This is a genomic window from Shewanella putrefaciens, assembly GCF_016406325.1.
Classification (GTDB): domain Bacteria; phylum Pseudomonadota; class Gammaproteobacteria; order Enterobacterales; family Shewanellaceae; genus Shewanella; species Shewanella putrefaciens.
Window position 1 is genome coordinate 1389023 of record NZ_CP066370.1, and the last position, 19246, is coordinate 1408268.

At 50.2% G+C, this 19246-nt stretch carries 3 protein-coding genes and 2 pseudogenes; all 5 read right to left on the bottom strand.

The genetic code is table 11. The features are described from left to right. Positions 1 to 22 precede the first annotated feature (22 nt). The 5 genes and pseudogenes from pfaD to JEZ96_RS06275 all read right to left on the bottom strand — a co-directional run bounded on the left by pfaD (position 23) and on the right by JEZ96_RS06275 (position 19095). Positions 23 to 1669: pseudogene (gene pfaD / locus JEZ96_RS06255) on the bottom strand (eicosapentaenoate synthase subunit PfaD). Between the two features lie 117 nt (positions 1670 to 1786). Further along, positions 1787 to 7743 (bottom strand): annotated as a pseudogene (locus JEZ96_RS06260) (hotdog fold thioesterase). After that, entirely contained in the window at positions 7740 to 10007 is a 2268-nt protein-coding gene (locus JEZ96_RS06265; protein WP_025007439.1) for a PfaB family protein, read from the bottom strand. The pseudogene JEZ96_RS06260 and the gene JEZ96_RS06265 overlap by 4 nt, the downstream one beginning before the upstream one ends. Beyond that, positions 10004 to 18229 (bottom strand): type I polyketide synthase, encoded by an 8226-nt coding sequence (locus JEZ96_RS06270; RefSeq protein ID WP_198779866.1) that lies wholly within the window; start codon positions 18227 to 18229, stop codon positions 10004 to 10006. Before JEZ96_RS06270 ends, JEZ96_RS06265 begins: the two co-directional genes overlap by 4 nt. Next, positions 18226 to 19095: a hypothetical protein gene (locus tag JEZ96_RS06275; RefSeq protein ID WP_025007440.1), complete on the bottom strand. Its 870-nt coding sequence runs from the start codon at positions 19093 to 19095 to the stop codon at positions 18226 to 18228. Before JEZ96_RS06275 ends, JEZ96_RS06270 begins: the two co-directional genes overlap by 4 nt. Positions 19096 to 19246 lie beyond the last annotated feature (151 nt).

The window sequence follows — 19246 nt, forward strand, 5'->3', positions numbered from 1 at the left end:
GTGTTACGTTGAGGCTAATCGGTTAAAAACGATTTAGCGGTTTCCAGCGTTGCAGGCTAACTGGAATGCTCGCGCCTTGGGATAACAGCAGGTTAATCCGCGCTTGATACGCCGCGCCCACCATTAAATGTTTGGCTAAATCCACTGCATTACGGGCCTTATAGTCATCTAAATAACTGCCTTTGGCCCACGCATTAAATGCGCCAAGGGCAGGGCCTGCCCAGATTTAGTAATCCATTTCGCGGCCGACTTCACCTGTGTTTGACCAGCGGCTAGATAGACCCAAATACCAGCGGAAAATCAGCGCCATCTTACGTTTGGGGTTATCCAGTGCGCGCTCGATTTGCTTAGGATCGCGCTCGTTAAAGTGGGCGACTGTGCCAGCCCAAATATCATCGAGTGATGAGCGGAACACTTGCTCTTCGAGCTTTTTACGCTCGTCCGCAGGGATGGCATCAATCGAATCGTAACGGGTGTAGATTTCATACAGCTTATTGGCGCGCATCGGGAACAGAGTGCCGCGCTTAACCACTTGTAATTTCACGCCCATTTCGAACATATCGGCGGCAGGTGCCATAGTCACATCGGCCATTTCTGTGGTGGCGAGTAACTTACGTGTGTGTTCACTCGCGCCCGCCTCCACACATGCTTGGTTGATTGAACCTGTGACGATAAAGGCCGCGCCCATGTTGAAGGTGGCTAATGCTGCATCGGGTGTACCAACGCCGCCGCCAGCACCAACACGGATGGGCGTCTTGTATTGATACTTCGCTTGGATTTCATCTTTGAGTGCCAAAATCGTCGGCAATAGCGTGACCAGTGGGCGATTGTCGGTATGGCCACCTGAGTCGGCTTCGGCTGTGATGTCGTCCGCCATGGGCACCAGCAATGCCATCGCCATTTGGTCTTGGCTGATAAGGCCGTCACTCACTAGTTGCTGGAGGATTTTAGCCGGCGCAGGTTCCATAAACTTAGTCGCGACTTCGGTGCGGCTGATTTTTGCGATGACTTTGTTGCCAATGACTATTTCGCCATGTTCGTCGCGGCTCAAACCCGCTGCGCGGTAATAGACGATTTGCGGCGTTAAGCCTAAAAATGCCGAGGCTTCGACCGTGCGCACTTTATGTTTTAAGAACAGCTCAACACTGCCGCGCTCTAATGCGGGCTCGCTTGGGCTGTGAATTAAGTTAAAGGCGTAGGGGCCATTGGGCAGCGCCGCTTGAATGCGAGTAATGGCCGCTTCAACGCGGGATGGGATTAACCCCGCCGCGCCAAACGAACACAAAATGCCCGCTTGACCTAGCGCGATAACCAGTTCTTCTGAGGCAATACCGTTGGCCATGGCGCCAGCGTAGTAAGCGTATTTAACCCCGTGTACGCGGCGAAAATTACTGTCGCCTAAACTTTGGGTGCCAAGGGCAGGGGCAAAGGCGCTGACAGGGTGTGAGCCCAGTGGCGCTTGGCTGTCGCTTGTGGTTACTTCGGCCGTTTGCGCTATGCCTAAGCCTTTTTCGCTGTGATTCACTAAGTAACAGGCTTGGCTTAAATCTTTGAGTTTTTTGCCTAATGCGTCGATATCAAAGCACAGCTCTGCATCGTTGACTTGCCACGGCCAAGGGCTGAGTTTTTCGTTATTGCTATTGTATTGATCTAGAGTATGGCTAGTCATAGGTGTTCTCATGTTATCAGTGCCGCCCTGTGCGATGTGGATAGCCAAGGCGGCGCAACTATTTGTTATTCGTTATTTGTTATTCGAGATTAGCGTCTTTCTAACAGCGTAAACTCGCTAGGCTTCTTCAATACAGATGGCGATATCTTTAACTTCATAAATCCGCAGGCCATCTTTACTCAAGTTGGCATCGCCCATAATGATGCGTTTGCCATTGTCGTCTGTCACGCTGGTAATGTGCACATCCAGTGACATCTGCTTGTTTAATGGGTTAATTTGACCGCGATATTTCCATTTGATATCCGATAAAATCTGGCCGAATTTTGGACTCTTAAAGCCCGCACCAAGGTCTTGGTCAATCGCATAGGTTTGCATCAGCTCGATAATGGCTTCAACCCCTAATGAGCCTGGCATCACAGGATCTTGATGGAAATGGAATTGGAAGAACCAATCACTCGGGTCGATGGTGCGTTCGGCGTATAAATAGCCAAGGCCCGCTTTACCGCCGGCTTTTACGATTTCAGCTTTGTCGATAAAGTTAAGCTGACCGCCCGCTAAACGGTAATGCGGCTGACCTTCTGGCGCGTTAAAGCTGCGATGCTGTTTATCTAACAGATTGATTTGGCTATCGGCCGCTATGCCATTTTGTACATGCCAAGGCTGAGTTATTTTGCCGTTGTCTATGCCTAACTGGTTTTTCAGCGCATCGCCCTTGAAGTAACCAAATACCGCTTTACCTTGGTAGAAAGGCTCGCCATCGCAGCTTAATTCAAAACTGAAATTCTGGATGATATTGCTGCCAGCAATCACAGTCGATAACAAACGTGAGTCGTTCACTATGGTTTTGCCACGTAAATCCACATGGCGCAGTAGTTTACCGTTGCCGTCTAAGTTACGGAAGAACAGCTCTTGGCCGGGGAAGCCCAAGGTGGTGCCCATATAGCCCGAGATAAAGCCGTTTGGCTGCAGTGATATCTCCATCAGCACAGAATAGGGCATCACGGCATGATGGCTGTTTTTATCGTAATACCAAGCATTTGCGGGCACTTCGTATTCAGCGATACACGAAGAGGGCTTTTTCAGCTCGCCGCGCTTGCCGTCAATCGCAACCACGCGGGTGGTAAGCTGTAAATCACCGCAAGGCGTGCGCGGTGGAATTAGGCCGCGATAGATGCTGAAATCGGGGCCGAAGCAGTTTTCGATATCGCCAGTGGCAAATTCGAACATGTGGTACGGCGTGAACGGCAGGGTATCGGGCACGCGGTTAGCATACTTTGAACCCGCAGGCGCAATCGGTGCAGGCACATGTTGCAGAGGCACTACGCCTTTATTGGTTGGCGCAGTTAAATCAGGAAACTGCGCCATTAGCGGCGCAGCTAAGGATACTGGTGTTGTTGAAACCAGCGGCGCAGCCGAAGCAGTATTTTTAGCTACATTTTTAGTTGTATTATTAGCTGTGCTGGCATGATTATCCGCGAGGTAGCGGGTGCATTCGGCTTCTTCTTTGATCATCACCCCAAGGTTTTGGAAATCCACCACCACTTTGCCATTGAGCAAAATATCGATATTCGCCTTAGCATACGGGCGCGGGCTCATACCGATTTCGGTGATTTCCATACGATAGGTGAGCAGGCCAGATTGTGGCAAGACTTGACCGCGACAGCGCACTTTTGTGACGCATTTTCTAGCGGTTGGAAACGACCATCTTTAACGCCGAGGTGCATACCAATATGCAGCATAAAGAATTGCAGTAATTGACCACAGCCTTCGGCCATTAACGATCCCGCCATCACTTGGTCGCCCTTGAAATGACACGGGAAATACCAATGATCAGCTTCGAGCTGCTTATGGCCTTGAACTGAGCCTAAGCCCCACGCGCCGCCATGCACCTCAAGATTGCTGACCTGTTCAATCATCAGGAATTTTTCGGATGCAAAACATAAAGAGGGCTGCAACCCATATTGGGCTTGATGCGCCGCATGGGCGCCGCCAAAACAGCCACCGATATCGGCGCCGAGCAGTTTATGGATTTGACTGTAATCAAATTGGTTTTGTGCGCAGTTAAGCAACGGAGTAAAGCGCGGCTTATTGGGATTATTGAGCGCAAGGTTGCGAGTTTTGATTTCAGCTTCGGTGTGAATAACGCCTTTGCCGTCGGCGAGTTCCTTGTCGGTGAAGAAGCCGGCGCAGCCGCCATCCATTTTCAGGATCAGCTTATCGCCCACAAAACATTCGTAGGAGAAGAAGAACAACAAGGTATCGCCATTGCGGGCAAAGTTGTTGATGGAAATGTCGTAGCGCAGGGTGTCGCCACCGCGTGGTAAGTCGCCAAGGAAGGTCAGGGTGCAATCGAGCAGGCGATAAACGCGCTCGCCCTTGTTTTCAAAATCGATACCTAAGTAACTGATCAGCATCAAGTCGCATTGACCCGATTCGACCGCCACGGCCCAAGGGATTTGGCCATCGACCAAATAGGGGGCGTCCACAGGGATGTCGTATTCTGTGGTCATAGTGCAAGGCTGATATTGGTTCATCTGGGCGTTTAATTTAGTTACCCGAGATACCAGCAAATAGTCAGTGGTTGGCAGGCGTACACGGCGCGAATAGCTGTCGATAATGGCATAATCAGGGCCAAAGACGTTAGCAATATCACCTTCGGCGTACTCGACTAAATCCGCATAATCCCAAATGCAAGGCTTACTTATCGGTGTTGGCAGCGTGTACTCAGGCACTTTTGCATGATTAGGAAAAAGCGCAGGATGTGGAAGAACCGCTGTCACAGATGCCTGAACAATGGCTTGCTGTTGTACTGGTGCAGCTTGGCCATTGACGGCTAACTCGCTGGCAAGCTGGGCTTTCATCAAGGCATCGGCCAGTTTCAGTCCTTCAGCGCGACTTTGCAAAAAGGCTAAATGCGCCTCACGGGCGAGTTGCTGATTTCTTAAAAATGCCGCGTCTTTTAGCTCTGCTTGAGCGGCGTTTTTATTGGGCGTGCTTAGGGCATTCATTGGCATGCTGCTTAATGTCTCTTTTTGTTGAGCCGTGGTTGGGCTGCTTATTGCAAAGCGACTCGTGTCTTTGCTCGCTATTTGGGCCAAATGTTTACGTTGGCTGCGCGCTGGCAGTGCTGTCATAGCTTGGGCTTTTTGTTGTATAGCATCAAGGCCTGCGAGCGGCGTATCAAGGATATGCTGATAGATATCGCGGCCACCGAGCGTTACTTGTTTTATTAAGTGTTTTTGCTCAGAAAGCGTTAAATCTTGATCTAGCCTTTGCTGCAAATTGTATGCTTGCGTGGCACTTTGGCTGAGAAGTAACTGCGAGCATTTACCTTGGCTAAACGTCGCTACGAGCGCGTTCTGCTGAGCTTGAGAAGAATGCTTGTTAAGTTGCGCTTGATTTTTAAGCTGCCCATGATTTTCAAGCTGAAGCAGCGCGCTCAAAATACTCGCCATTCCCGCAGCAGCAAAGTTGTGGCCTAGGGTATCAGCGGCTTGGCTGCGCTGGTTCACACTCGGCAACAGGGTATTGAGTACTAGCTCTGAATCGGCAAGTTGCTCAACCGCAATACTGGTTTCAATCAAGCTAATCTGGCTGCTATTCACCTTGGCTTGAGTTAGCAAGTCATCGCAAATGCGCGCTGTGTTGCTATTACCTTGTATGTCACAAATCGCGCCAAATACTTGGCCGCTGATATGACCATAGCTGTTGCTATTGGCATCATTAAGTATAACATTAGTATTTGAATTTTCAGCAGTGAGTACCAGTGCGCCAGCACCTTCACCGACTTTCCAGCCTGCGTCAGTGGCAGTAAATGCCACTGGCGATACGGCGTTTTTAAAGATCACTTGCTCAAGGCTGCCACTTAAATCGATGGCGGCAATCACTACGGCATCTAAGGACTCTTGGGACAAGAGGTTCTCGGCCACATCGATACAGCGAGCGACCGAAAGCTCGGCCGCCGAAATGGTAAAGGCGGGGCCGTTAAAGTCCCAAAGGGATGCGATGCGTGACGCCATGATGTTGCCAATAAAACTGGTGTATTGGTTCAGTTTGGCGGCATCGAGCACACTGTCCATGGCGATTTTTTCAAGGGCGAGATACTCAGCTTGCGTGAGTGTTATTCCTTGTTTTTTAAGACTGTCTGCCAGTTGAGTGTGCAGATTCACCCTGCCACGGAACTGGTGTAATTCCAGTTCGGTTTCCATTGCTACTAATACAGCAACCTTGCCGCCGGGTTTTAAGTTGGCATCGCGGATCGCTTCATCGGCCACTTTGATCAGCAGCAGTTGCTGGGAGATCAGGCGGTCATCCTCATTGGGCGGCACTTTAAAGCGCAGGAAGTCAAAATCGAACTGGTCGATATAGGCGCCTTGCGGGACAGAAGGCAAGCCAAAGTTAGCTAAGATCTCAGGATGTTTATCTAAGCCTTTCCAACGTTTAGCGGGTAGCGGGATAAAGGCATGTTGCCGAGCATGAATGGTGTTATCCAGTGCATTAATGGAGGATAAAGGCCCGAAGTGTGATGCTAAGCCAATGATATTTAATGGTGTATGCTGATAGTTTACTTGGGCTGTACTCTGCTGATGTTTGCTACAGGTATTTGCCGGTACATAGGATTCCAGCAATAAATGCGCGTTACAGCCGCCAAAACCGAACACAGAAACACCTGCGTGGCGGCGGTCATTGCCGGCTTTATCGGGCCAAGCATGCAATTCTGTTGGCAGATTTTTAGCGCTAAACAAGCCCTTAGGCGAAGATATCGGCGCTGATAAGTTAATACTTGGCGGCAGTCGACCCGAGCGCATGGCAAAAATCATCTTCATGATCCCCGGCATGCCCGCAGCTGTGAGTAAATGGCCTAAGTTGGATTTTGCCGAACCGATCAGCGGCACTGCAGAGCCCGCGAGTTTGTCCTCAAAAAAGCGTTCCATCGAGGCGAGTTCGACTTTATCCCCAAGCGGTGTGCCCGTGGCATGGCATTCAATCACTTCGATATTGGCAGGCAGTGTGTTTGCTGCACTATAGGCGCGCTCGAAGGCCTGCACTTGGCCCTTGCTGTTGGGGCTTAATACGAACTGGCCTTTACCGTCGTTCGACAAACCAATGCCGCTGACGACGGCATAGATGTTGTCGCCATCGCGCTCGGCATCTTCTAAGCGTTTTAATACCAAAACCCCGGCGCCTTCACCGGCGAATAAGCCCTTGCTGTTGCTATCAAAGGGCGCCGAAATACCGTGGTCTGGGTAGGCGTGGAAAATCGAGAATCCCATATTGATAAAGAAGGGATCTGCGCCCGATACTGCGCCCGCTAGCATCATATCGGCCTTGCCTGTTGTTAGGTAATCGCAGGCGAGTTTGAGTGCATAAACCGAGCTGGCGCAGGCGGCGTCCAGACTCAACTGAGTGCCACCCAAACCGAGTGCATCGCTGACCAGTTTTGAGGCTGTGTGAGCAACGGCGCCATTGGCGACGTTTAATGCTTGGCTATTGGCATTGAGATCGTTAACTGAGTTGCCAAAATCAGCCAGCTGAAATGCGCTTTGGTTAAGTTTGTTTTGTAGCGCCTTTTCAACGGTTTGATGATACAGAGGCAAAAATAATTCGTTGGAGCGGGCCGTGGGGAATGACAAGGTTCCCATTACGATACCTGTGCGCGCCAGTACGGCATCGCTTGGTGCAATTCCTGCGTCTTGAAGGGCTTTACGACTGCAATCGAGTGCCCATAAAAAGCTTTCATCTAAACCGTCAAAGGCGGACTCAGGCAGTTGATAGCCCTTGGCATCAAACTCAAAGTGTTGGATGTAGCCGCCCTTATCACAGTAAAAACGGTCAGATTGCCCCTGCACACCTTGGTAATCGGCTGGATTGGCATTGAGCTTCTCGCGGCTGATTTGGGTGCGAGAGTCTTTTTTATCCAGCAGATTTTGCCAGAAAGTTTGAGGATTATCGGCGTCAGGATACTGAGTCGCAAGGCCGACAATCGCAATTTTTGATGCGCTTTTTGATGCGCGGTTTGACGCAATGGTAGGCACGTTAGTTTTATCAATCCTAGGGGAATGCTGAGAACTCACAGGGGTTCTCCTTTTGGTGATACAGCTGATGATAAAGGGGCTGCGTTAGCACTTAATGGCTTAATGAGCGGCGCGAGCGACAGCGGCACTCTGTGGCTTATCAGCTGAGCTAAGCACTTGAGTAAGCAGGTAATCGCATCGGCACCCTTGGCATTGCAGGCAATGGCGACTGTTGCCTCGTTCACTGTGGTTTGGCTTGCATGGGCGTGGCTGATTTTATCTATGAGTGTGCTGGTTTGCCTATCGGCGCCCACTTCGACAAACAGCCTAGCGCCTTGCTCAGTGGCATTTTGAATGAGCGCACTAAAGTCGAGTGGCGAACAAAAGGTATCGGCAATCGCGCGGCCAATGCTGTGGCTATCCACGGTGACTGGCGCAGTTTGCGCTGCGCTAATAAAGCGAATAGGCAGATCTTGCACCGCCGCTTCCAGCGCCTTAGGTTTCAGTGCCTCAGGTTTCACCGCTTGAGTATAAAAATCTTGTACTTGCCCATGGACTAACATGGCAGGTGCGGTATGCATTGCCGTGACGCGATTGGCGGCAATCCCACGCTTACCTAACTTTGCAAGTAGGGCTTTACAGCTTGTTTCGCAGCCGGCAATAACGCAAGTATCACCTTGAATGATGGCTAAATAAGCGCGAGGAAACTCTGGCAGTAATGCTTTGATTTCGTTGCTATCGGCGCGCACCACAAAGCTGTTCCACACTATGGATTCATTATCCTTAAGCTGCCATGCTCGGCGTACTGCGGTTAGCTCGCCAGAAATGGCATGGTTGAAAATATCGCTATTTTCGGTGGCCTTGATCATAGCATGGGGCGTTTGCCACACATCAAGGCTGGCCCACATGGCCGCTTCGCCCATAGAGTAACCCAGCGCCATTTTTGGTTTAATATTAAAGACTTGGGTCAACAGCTTAGTGAATAGGTAACTGGCACCCACGCCACTAATCGCTTGCTGACTTAAGCTCATGCCCGCTGCAGTTTTAACATCTGCCGCATAAATCTGCGGTGATTGCAGCATGGCGCTTAAATCGCCTTCACGTTCTAGCTGGTGATACAGCGTGGGGAAATACTCATGCAAGTTATTGAACATATTGGCGTAAACCGTACCAACGCCAGGATATACAAAGGTCAGCCCCGCATCCCCTAGCGGCTTAGCGGTGAAACAGCTACCCGCTGGCGTTTTAAAGGCTTGACCATGATGACGAACAGCATCATTTTCAAGCGCCGAAAGCATAGCTTTGGCTTCAAGTTTGAGGTCGTCAATCGATGCCGCCATCAAGACTAATGCCAGTGTTGCGTTGGCATCATAGCGTTCAAACCAAGGTTTGAGTTGCTCAGCGCGAAAGTCAGCGTGCAAGCCGGCGCCATTTTCCAGAGTGTTAACTAGTTGCAATACTTGCGCGATGAGTGAATCAATACTGTCACCACTTATCGGCACAAACAGCCGGTTTTCATCAACAAGAGCTTTGGGCGCAATAACTTTTGTGCCTTGGGTCAGCACAATACTTTGGTTTAGATTTCGAGATTCATCCGCTTGATTTGACGTTTTTGCGACAAGGTTTAGGCACAACACCCGTGCTTGATGTTGATCGCTAAACCAATAGCCTGCTTGATGATTTGTGCCGTTTGCCTCTTTAATATCAGTTGCGCCATGAAGCGGCGCTTGTGTTCGTGCCGCGAGGGCGGTTACGCCTTGGCGCAGCGCAACAAATGCCTCGTTGAGAGTGTTGGCGACGAGCTGATGCTGAACGGTTTGTGCTGGACTGCGCTTTGCCGCCGCTAACGCCGTATTTGCAATAGCCGCTGCATTAGCAACAGCCGCATTCGCACCACCAGTAGCCTCATTACCTGCTGCAAAGCCTGCAATAAATGCGTGGGCGTGTAGGCGTAGTTTGGCGGCGCGTAAACCATCGAGCAAGTAAAGAGACTGGGGCAGATTGCCATCATTGAATTTAAGTTCAACGAGCTTACCTTGCTCAATGGCTGTTATTGCTTGGCCTAACAAGGCAGTGAGCGAGCTTTGCTCATACACTGACGGTTCATGCACTATCGGCTCATGTACTGTCGACTCGTGCAATGTCGGTTCATGTGCTGTCGATTGGTTGGCATTGGCTGCGCAAATCTGAACGCTTTCACGTTCCGCAAACGTCCCTAATACTTGGGCTGAGTGAGGGGAAAGGTTGACTGCATCGCCAAGCAACACTGCAATACGCAGTGGCTTGGCGCTATTTGTCGTTGCTAAAGGAGAGGCTAAGTTCACTCGACTTTTGCCTCCACGCTTTCAATGGCTTTATTCGCAGCGGTTTGATTAGCCGCAACTTTATTGGCTAAGAATGCACCGTTAAGGTTTTTGCTGATGGTGACTTTGGCGTTGTTCATCTCACAGCTTAAGCGGCCATCTTGATGATACAGCGTGATATTGGCTTCAAGGGCACGGCCAGAGTGTTTCACCACCTCGAGCACTAAATGACCTTTATCGCCAAAGGCAAACGGTGCATGGGAGATAAACTCACCAATGCTTGATGGCAAGCTCGCCGCGCCATATTTGAGTCTCGCCCACACTAGCATCGCCTGCAGCAACAAATCTTCTGCAAAAACTTGTGAGCCTTTAGGCGTGAGATTGGGCACAAAACTCCCGCAGTCCGCTAACGCAATATGGGGTAGGCTCACCTTGGCGATTAAGCTCGCATCGTCAAATTTCAATACAGACTCAATACCTTGCAGTCTTGGACCGTGGAAAAGCGTGCCGTCGCTGTAAAGGTTGCTCGCGGTTGTGATGACAGAAAGTCCTGCCAAACTGTGCGCGTCAAAAGCAGTTGCTTTGCTGTTAGTGGCTAAGTTATCACTTGCCGCGTCATCAACAGCATCATCAACGACTAGGATGGCTTGATATTGCGGACGACCTTCAAAGCTGATTAAGACATTGAATTGTCCACTCAAGCACTCGTCAGAATCTTTCGCGGCTTTATCCGTTAACGCAATCGGTGCAAGTTCAAGTTCCAGCGTGATGGGCGCTTCACTTTCTAACACTCCATTTTGTAACACGGCAGTGTCGAAAATAATGCCCTTCAATAGCTTGTAGCTTTGCACTTTGACAGGCTGCTTGAGCACATCAAAGGCGGCTTCACGCATCCACTGAATCGCGCACACAGTCGGTAATACGGGATTACCGTTAATGCAGTGATCTTCAATAAAGATCATTGCCTTAGGGTCCAGTGTGCGCTTTAGTTTTACAGCTTTAGGCAAAGCATGCGGATCCGACGCGTCAGTGGTCAGATCCGCTTCAGGCTTTTTTAGATTGCTACCTTGAGTTGATTGCTCGTCACTTGGAACTGTGCCTTGCATATCAGTACCGACCAGCAATTGTGCGCCTGTGTTGCTCAGTAATTGGCTCGCAAATAACTCAGCGCCTGCCTTTAGCGGGATCACATAAACACCGCGATCGATAAACATCTTTTTCAGCGCAGGATTCACCATGCCGCCGTCCCACGGACCCCAATCGAAGCTCATCACTTTGGCATTTGGCAGTTGCTGCGCCAGTTGCAGTGCGGCTTTGTTGAGTATGTCGTTGGACATGGCGTAATCGCTTTGGCCAGTATTGCCGTAAAAACCCGCCGCCGAAGAGAATAGGGCAATCAGTTTTAATTTATCTAAATCCAGTGCGGCAAGTAGATTGCTTATACCTGTGACCTTAGTGCCATACACCCGTGCTAACTCATCTAAGGTCTTGTCTTGGATGTGTTTATCGGCGAGTACGCCCGCACCATGGATGATGCCAGCAATAGGCGACAACTCGGTGATCGGCACTATCGTGCTGGCAATCGCATCTGGATTGTTAACATCGAGACTTAAGTACTCGGCGCTCGCGCCCACAGCGGTAAAGGCTTCTAGTGCGGCTGCAATTTCTAGGCTGCTTTGAACTGGCCATACTAAGGCATCCACTTGTTTTGGCGTGGGTTTCTCGCCAATTCCTTGTTTATTTAAGCTTTGAATGTGGGCAATAGCCGCAGCTTTAAGTTCGCTGTTATTTTTACCCTGTGCCCAAGCGGGAATGGCTTGTTGGCTGCTTCTGCCAGCAAGGATAAAGTGCGCCTTGCTGCGTTTGGCTAAACTTAGCGCACATTCAAAGGTCACGCCTTTTGCGCCACCGGTCACCAGTATTTTATCTGCACTCGTCAAGTTTGCCGCGCTGTGGCGGGTATCAGCCTTGCCAGCAACTAAGGTTACACGCTCAAGTGCTTGGGCTGCGCCTTGGCTAACACCGACTTCCAATACGTTATCGGTTGCAAAGAGCTCAGCGATCACTGCATTGGCCAGTTGCTTGGCATCAAGTGCTGGCGCGATATCTAAGGCGCGGCAATGCACGCTTGGCCACTCGTGGCTCAAGGTTTTCGTCAGACCTGCCAATGCCGCTTGGTTTAACTCGCTACGGGCAATTTGGCTGTGGTTAAGATATCCAAAACCACCGTCGATACGACTGACGCTGATAAAGCTACTGCTAGTATTGGCCGTTGCTGCTGTTGTTAAAAGCGGTTGTAAGTGCTTGGCGAACAAGAACGCTTGCTCGACGGATGCCTTGGCGGCATTCGACAGCACTAAACCTTTCGCATCGGCTGAGGTTTTATGTTGTGGTTGCAGATGAATAAAGCCTGCAACTTGACCTAAGGTTTTGATCTCATTAATTACTACGCTGATACTGGCATCGTCAATCGCCGCCAATGTGAAGCTGGCAATGTGGCTATTGAGTGGTGATGCACTGGCTACAAGGCTTTCAGGCGAGCGCACAACCGCAACCGTTAAACCTTGAGCATGCAATTTTTCAGCAAGTACGCCAGCATTGTGACCATCATCGCTAATGATAATGTAGGCATCTTTAACGAAAGTTCGTGCCACAGCTTTTTGCGCTGATTGCTTTGACGATTGCTGTGGCGATAGTTGCGCTAGCTCAGCCGCCGCTGGCAACTTTTTTAGCACTACCTCACTATGGGGTGGTAAATCGATAGCTGGTTCAGGCTGAACGACAGCGCTAACTGGCGCGGCATTCTGGCTTACCGCGTTTTGGCCTAGCTTGCTTTGCCCTATTTCTTTCGAAAAGAGTGCAACGATTTCACCTAAGGTGCGGCACTCGGCCAGATCTTCAGGATTGAGTTCAGGCAAACCCGGTAGCTCGTCTTGCACTGTGCCTAAGATTTCAACGCGCTTGATGGAATCGATACCTAGATCGGCTTCCATATCCATGCTGAGTTCCAGCATTTCAGTGGGATAGCCCGTCTTGTCGGCCACTACTGACATCATGGTTTGTTGGATTTTTTCAGCACTTAATCCGTTATTTATTGTAGCGGTAACAGTGACCTGTGCTGCTGTTGTAGTTGAAGTCGAGCCAACCGCAGGTAGTTTGCTGTTCATGTAGTCAACGATTTCGCCTAAGGTGCGACACTCGGCCAGATCTTCAGGATTCAGCTCAGGTAAGCCCGGTAGCTCATCTTGCACTGTGCCTAAGATTTCAACGCGCTTGATAGAATCGATACCTAGATCGGCTTCCATATCCATGCTGAGTTCCAGCATTTCAGTGGGATAGCCCGTCTTGTCAGCCACCACAGCCATCATGGTGCTCTCGATTTCAGAAGCATGCACTAACGCAGCGCTTAAACCGTTGGCGGCAGGCGCAGCTTGTGCTGTTGTAGAAACTACAACTGAACCTGCTGCTGGTAGCTTGTCATTTTGTGTAAGCTTACTTTGCATGTAGTCAACGATTTCACCTAAGGTACGACACTCGGCGAGATCTTCTGGGCTGAGCTCAGGTAAACCTGGCAGTTCGTCTTGCACTGTACCTAGGATTTCAACGCGCTTGATGGAATCGATACCTAGATCGGCTTCCATATCCATGCTCAGTTCCAGCATTTCAGTGGGGTAGCCAGTCTTGTCGGCCACCACAGCCATCATGGTGCTCTCGATTTCAGAAGCATGCACTAACGCAGCGCTTAAACCGTTGGCGGCAGGCGCAGCTTGTGCTGTTGTAGAAACTACAACTGAACTTGTTGCTGGTAGCTTAGAGTTCATATAGTTAACGATTTCACCCAAGGTACGGCACTCAGCCAAATCTTCTGGGCTGAGCTCAGGTAAACTCGGCAGCTCGTCTTGCACTGTGCCTAGGATTTCAACGCGCTTAATGGAATCGATACCTAGATCGGCTTCCATATCCATGCTGAGCTCCAGCATTTCAGTCGGATAGCCTGTCTTGTCAGCCACCACAGCCATCATGGTTTGTTGTACTAACGCAGCGCTTAAACCGTTAACGGCAGGTGCGGCTGTTGCCACTTGAGTTGCCATATTTGCAGCAGTAATAGGCGCTACGATAATTGAACCCACTGCTGGAAGCTTGTCATTTTGTGTAAGCTTACTTTGCATATAGTCAACGATTTCACCCAAGGTGCGGCACTCAGCCAAATCTTCTGGGCTGAGTTCAGGTAAGCCCGGCAGCTCGTCTTGCACTGTGCCTAAGATTTCAACGCGCTTGATGGAATCGATACCTAGATCAGCTTCCATATCCATGCCAAGTTCCAGCATTTCAGTGGGGTAGCCTGTTTTGTCGGCAACCACAGCCATCATAGTTTGTTGAACAAGTGCAGCACTTAAGCTGCTTGTTGCTGGTGCCACAGGTGTCATCTCTGGCATAACTAAAACAGGCGCTGCTGGCGCAACTTGTACTGTCGCAGCAGGCGCATAAGCAACGGGAGCGGTTTGCACAACAGGCGCAACAGGTGTGCTAACCGCGGGTCTCATCGCAACAGCTTGAGCCGCTACTGGTGCAGCATTATGTGGCATTGACGTTGCAACAACAGGCGCTGGAGCAACAGGTGCAGGAGCCGGCGCAGTAGCTCGTGGCTGACTTGCAACTGCTGGGGTAACGTTAATCGGCGCATTGTTTAACATCGCCAAGGCCGCTTGGCTGCTACTGCTTTGTAGCTGCATAAATTCGGCGTGGCTTTGCAGGGTTTGCGCTTGATGCTGGTGGAACATTTCCATCGAGCGTTGCAGGCTTTCAGGGATTGCAATGCCAAGGCTTGCCATCTTGGCTTGTTCAGTCATCAGTGTCGTGAAGGTATCGCCATATTGCTGTGGGATGGCTAAAAACTGTTGATGCAACTGCGCCGCTTGAGATTGTGCGCTGAAAAATGCCGTTAATGCATCGCCGCTGACGCTTGCTGTACTTGGGTTCAATTGCGCCGTCGCTTGTTGCTGGTGATTGCTTAAGCCTTGCGTCACGCTTGAGGATGTTTGTTTCATTTCAACAGCTGCCACTTGATTCGCTTCCACTTCTAATATTTTTTCAACCACTTTTTCGACGATGACTTCTTTCTCAACGATTTTTTCGACTTCTCTTTCGACAACCGTTTCAACGATGCGATCCACATATTGCACTTGGCTAGTCACGCTGCCTGTGGCGAGGGATTTGGTCATCTTAGCTTTGGTCGCAGCACTAATATGGTTAGTGGCGGTGAGTTTGATGTTCATCGCTGATGGCGCTTCACGTTCGGCAATTTCTTGTGACGTGACGGCTTGATAGGGGTCAACCTCAGTTAACGCCACACCGGCTACCGCGAGTTGCACTGCGGCTAAGCGTAATTGACTGTCACTATCGCCCTTAGGATTTGGGTTCATGCTGACAAGGCAAAGCTCATTTAAGTGTTCACCTAAGGTATTTTCAACTAACTTTTGCAGTATGTTTTTAGGGCCAAACTCAACAAACACACGGGCGCCAGCGTCATACATGGCCTGCAGTTGTTCGCTAAAGCGAACCGATTGCAGCATGTGTTGTTTAAATTCTGCTTTAATCGCTTTGCCATCACTTGGGTGTAGTTGACCTGTGCCGTTGGCATAAAGCGCGATCGAAGGTGCGCTAAATTTTGCTTTATCAATGGCTTTGGCAAAGGGTTTTTGTGCGTGTCCAACCAATGGGGTATGGAACGCGCCTGAGACGGGTAGGGCAATCGCTTTAAAGCCCAGTTCGCTAATGGCTTTCGCGGCCAGCTGAGTTTGCTCTGTGCCACCTGCGATGACTAATTGCGTCGGCGCGTTGTAGTTGGCAATTTTAACGCCATCAAACTGGGCTAAACAGCGATTGATCGCATCGATATCATTCTTTTGCTTAAGAATAATCGCGAACATGGTTCCTAAATCAACTTGAGTCCCAGTATCGGCGGCTTTACTCGCGGCAGCATCGCTCGGCACTTGCGCCATGGCATGTCCACGGGCGAAGGCCAGTTCGACGTAATCCTCATTGGAAATCACGCCTGCCGCGCAAAGGGCTGACAATTCACCAAAGCTGTGACCTGCCACCATATCGGGGGCAAAACCTGCCTGAGTTAATAGCGAATATTGCGCCATTGAAACCGCGCCTATGGCGCTTTGGGCGAACATGGTATTGGTCAGCGCCGCTTCTTGGGCTTTAATCGCATCGGCATCGAATGCCGGAATAGGATAAAGGATGTTCGATAACGGCGTTTGGCCGTGGTGAGCAAATACCTTATCGCTGGCCGTAATTTGTTGGCGCATTTCCGGGAAATGGCAGGCGAGTTCACGGCCCATGTTCAGGTATTGTGAACCTTGACCTGCAAACAGGGCGGCTACTTTCTTTGATTCATTCTTGGCCACTAAGGCATGGGAGCGGTAGCTGATCCCTGACGGTAATTGCCATGCCTCGCTTGCGCTGGTTTCTAGGTGCCCGCTTTCTAAATGCGCACTACTTTCTAGATGAGAGATGGCTTGATTTAACTGGGCTTGTAGCTGAGCGATATCCTTAGCCACAAAACCTAAACGGGCATCTGTGCTTGCTAGCGGGCGCAGCGGATATTGCTGAGCAATAGCGTTCAGGCTCGCAGCGCTGCTCTTATTCGCGTTTGCGCTTGTGTTCACGCTTTGGCTCTGCGCAGCTTTTAACTCGCTAAGCAGCGCGGCTTTATTGGCTGCGGCAAATAATAGCGTTTGCGGCACACTGCGCTGACGATATTGCTCATCGCGGCTGTGCTCAGGTTTGTATTCTTCTAATACAAGATGGAAGTTCGTGCCGCCAAAACCAAAGGAGCTTACGCCAGCACGGCGCGGCGTTGCATCGGCGCGCTGGAACCATGGGCGAGTTTCGGTATTTAAATAGAATGGCGAACTTTCGATATTCAGTTTTGGATTAGGCTTGCTAACGTTAATGGTCGCAGGCAATACCTTGTGGTGTAGCGCTAGCGCGGCTTTGATCACCCCGGCAGTACCAGCGGTGGATTTAGTGTGGCCCACTTGGGATTTTACTGAACCTAACGCGATATGTTGATTTGTGTCGTTGCCTTGGGCAAATACCGATTTTAAGCCGTTGAATTCAGCCACATCACCCGCTGCAGTACCCGTGCCATGGGCTTCAACTAAGCCAATGCTGTGCGGGGCAAAACCGGCATCGTCGTAAGCGCGTTCGAGAGCTTTGGCTTGGCCCTCAGGGCGCGGCGCATAAATACTCTTAAACTTACCGTCAGATGAGGCGCCAACGCCTTTGATGACGGCATAAATCCGGTCGCCATCGCGCTCGGCATCTTCAAGGCGCTTAAGCGCGACCATGCCAATACCTTCGCCGATCATCATACCTTTTGAATCGATATCAAAGGGTTGAATGGTTTCATTGGTGGTGAAGGCTGGCGTTTTTGAGAAGCTCATGTACATGGATGGCGAGTTGTCGGTACAGACACCGCCAGTGATCATCATGTCGCTGCGACCTTCGGTCAGTTCCGTCAACGCCATACGCATAGCGGCCAGCGAGCCCGCACAGGCAGCATCGACCACACAGTTCATGCCGCCAAAATCAAAACGGTTGGCGATACGGCCTGCAATCACGTTGCCTAGGGACCCTGGGAAAGAGTTTTCTTCCCAGTGGATATATTGGTCTTGGAACTTTTTGATCAGCATTTCGCTGTCTTCATCGCTCAAGCCGCTGCTTTTGAATACTTTTTTAAGCACTGGATATTGCAGGCGCGAGTTCAAGCTCTGACTGATTTTTTGACCACCGCCAACCCCTAGGGTGATGCCGATACGATCACGGTCGTAATCGGCGGACAGGTTGGCGTCGGCAAGCACTTCTTTGGCGACAATCAGCGACAGCAGTTGCGAGGTATCTGTCAGCTCAAGAATATTGGGCGGCAGACCGAATTCCATTGGATTGAAGTCGACTTCTGGTAAAAAACCACCGCGTTTACAGTAGCTTTTATCGGCTTTGCTTTTGTCGGCATCGTAGTAATCTTCGGCGCGCCAATGGGTGTCTGGGATGTCAGTAATGGCATCGATTTTTTCGCTGATCAAATCCCAAAATTTATTTAAATAACGCGAGTTAGCGAAGATGCTGGCCATGCCGACGATGGCAACGGGCATATCTTTTAAACGTTTGTTGAGTCGTTTATCTTTTTTTGACTCAGTCGCAGAATTAGGTACAGAAGGGGTATGGCTCATAAAGAGTCTCCACGGGTCGACCTGGATACGGTGACCTTGCTTGGGGATCCAGCCGCGTTTGTCTTTGGCGTGCCATGGGCACCGGGAAAACGGGCTAAGAAGGTGTGATAGTTGCGAACGAGCAACTTTCGTAAATGAAACGGCCCATGTCTGAGGACATAGGCGATATATCTATTGGTCGCTTGGGTATTGCTGTCTTGATAAATATCGAGGTAAATCCAATCACTTGCTGTGTCTACGCCTAATAGTACTGAGCTTGGTGCTTGCTCAGTGAGTTGCGGCGGTATGGTGAGTGACACCACTTGCACCACAGTATTGCCGTCGGTACTCGGCAATGCGAGGGCTTTGGCCAAGGTTTCTGGATTGACCGTATAGGTTTGGATATCGCTGCCTTGCGTCACAGGCAATTGATTAAAGTAGCGTTCGGGTACTTGTGGTGCTTCAAATTCATCGAGCCGCGATATGCCGTAGCGCTTTAAGCAGCGGGCAAGGCCGGAGCGCGACACATTGGGATTAATAAAGGTTTGAGTGGCTTTTAGTAGCCGGTCTAAGGGGAGTTTTAATTGGTATCTTAGGCCGACAACCACATATTCTTCCATCGGTGTGAGCGTGGTATTGAGGTGATGCGGAGTATTGGGACAATCAACAATCGACTCACGTTTACGCCATTTGCGAACTGTGGCTTCGGTGATATTTAGAATTTTGGCAAGCTGACTCACACTCAGATCCGATTGCTGAATAAAGAGTCTCATCTCAGGCGTGGTAGTCGCATTGCTATGCCTCGATTGAGTGTGCTTTTCTTCTCGACTCGCTCGAAGCTTTCCCGTTTTCTCCGGGGGCTTTTCATCAGTTGCGCTAGTGGTCATTAATAATAATTATCATCCGACATAATCTACTGGGACTGTTTACTACCTATCTATAAGATGAGGTCGATGACGTGCACTCGTAAAATGGCACACTAATCCTAGAATTTATGCTTAGAGGCAATGCAATGGGGATGCAGATTACCTGAGGTTT

Coding starts and splice junctions, on each gene's coding strand:
- JEZ96_RS06270 (WP_198779866.1), bottom strand. CDS start 18,229: ATGAGCCATACCCCTTCTGTACCTAATTCTGCGACTGAGTCAAAAAAA.
- JEZ96_RS06275 (WP_025007440.1), bottom strand. CDS start 19,095: ATGACCACTAGCGCAACTGATGAAAAGCCCCCGGAGAAAACGGGAAAG.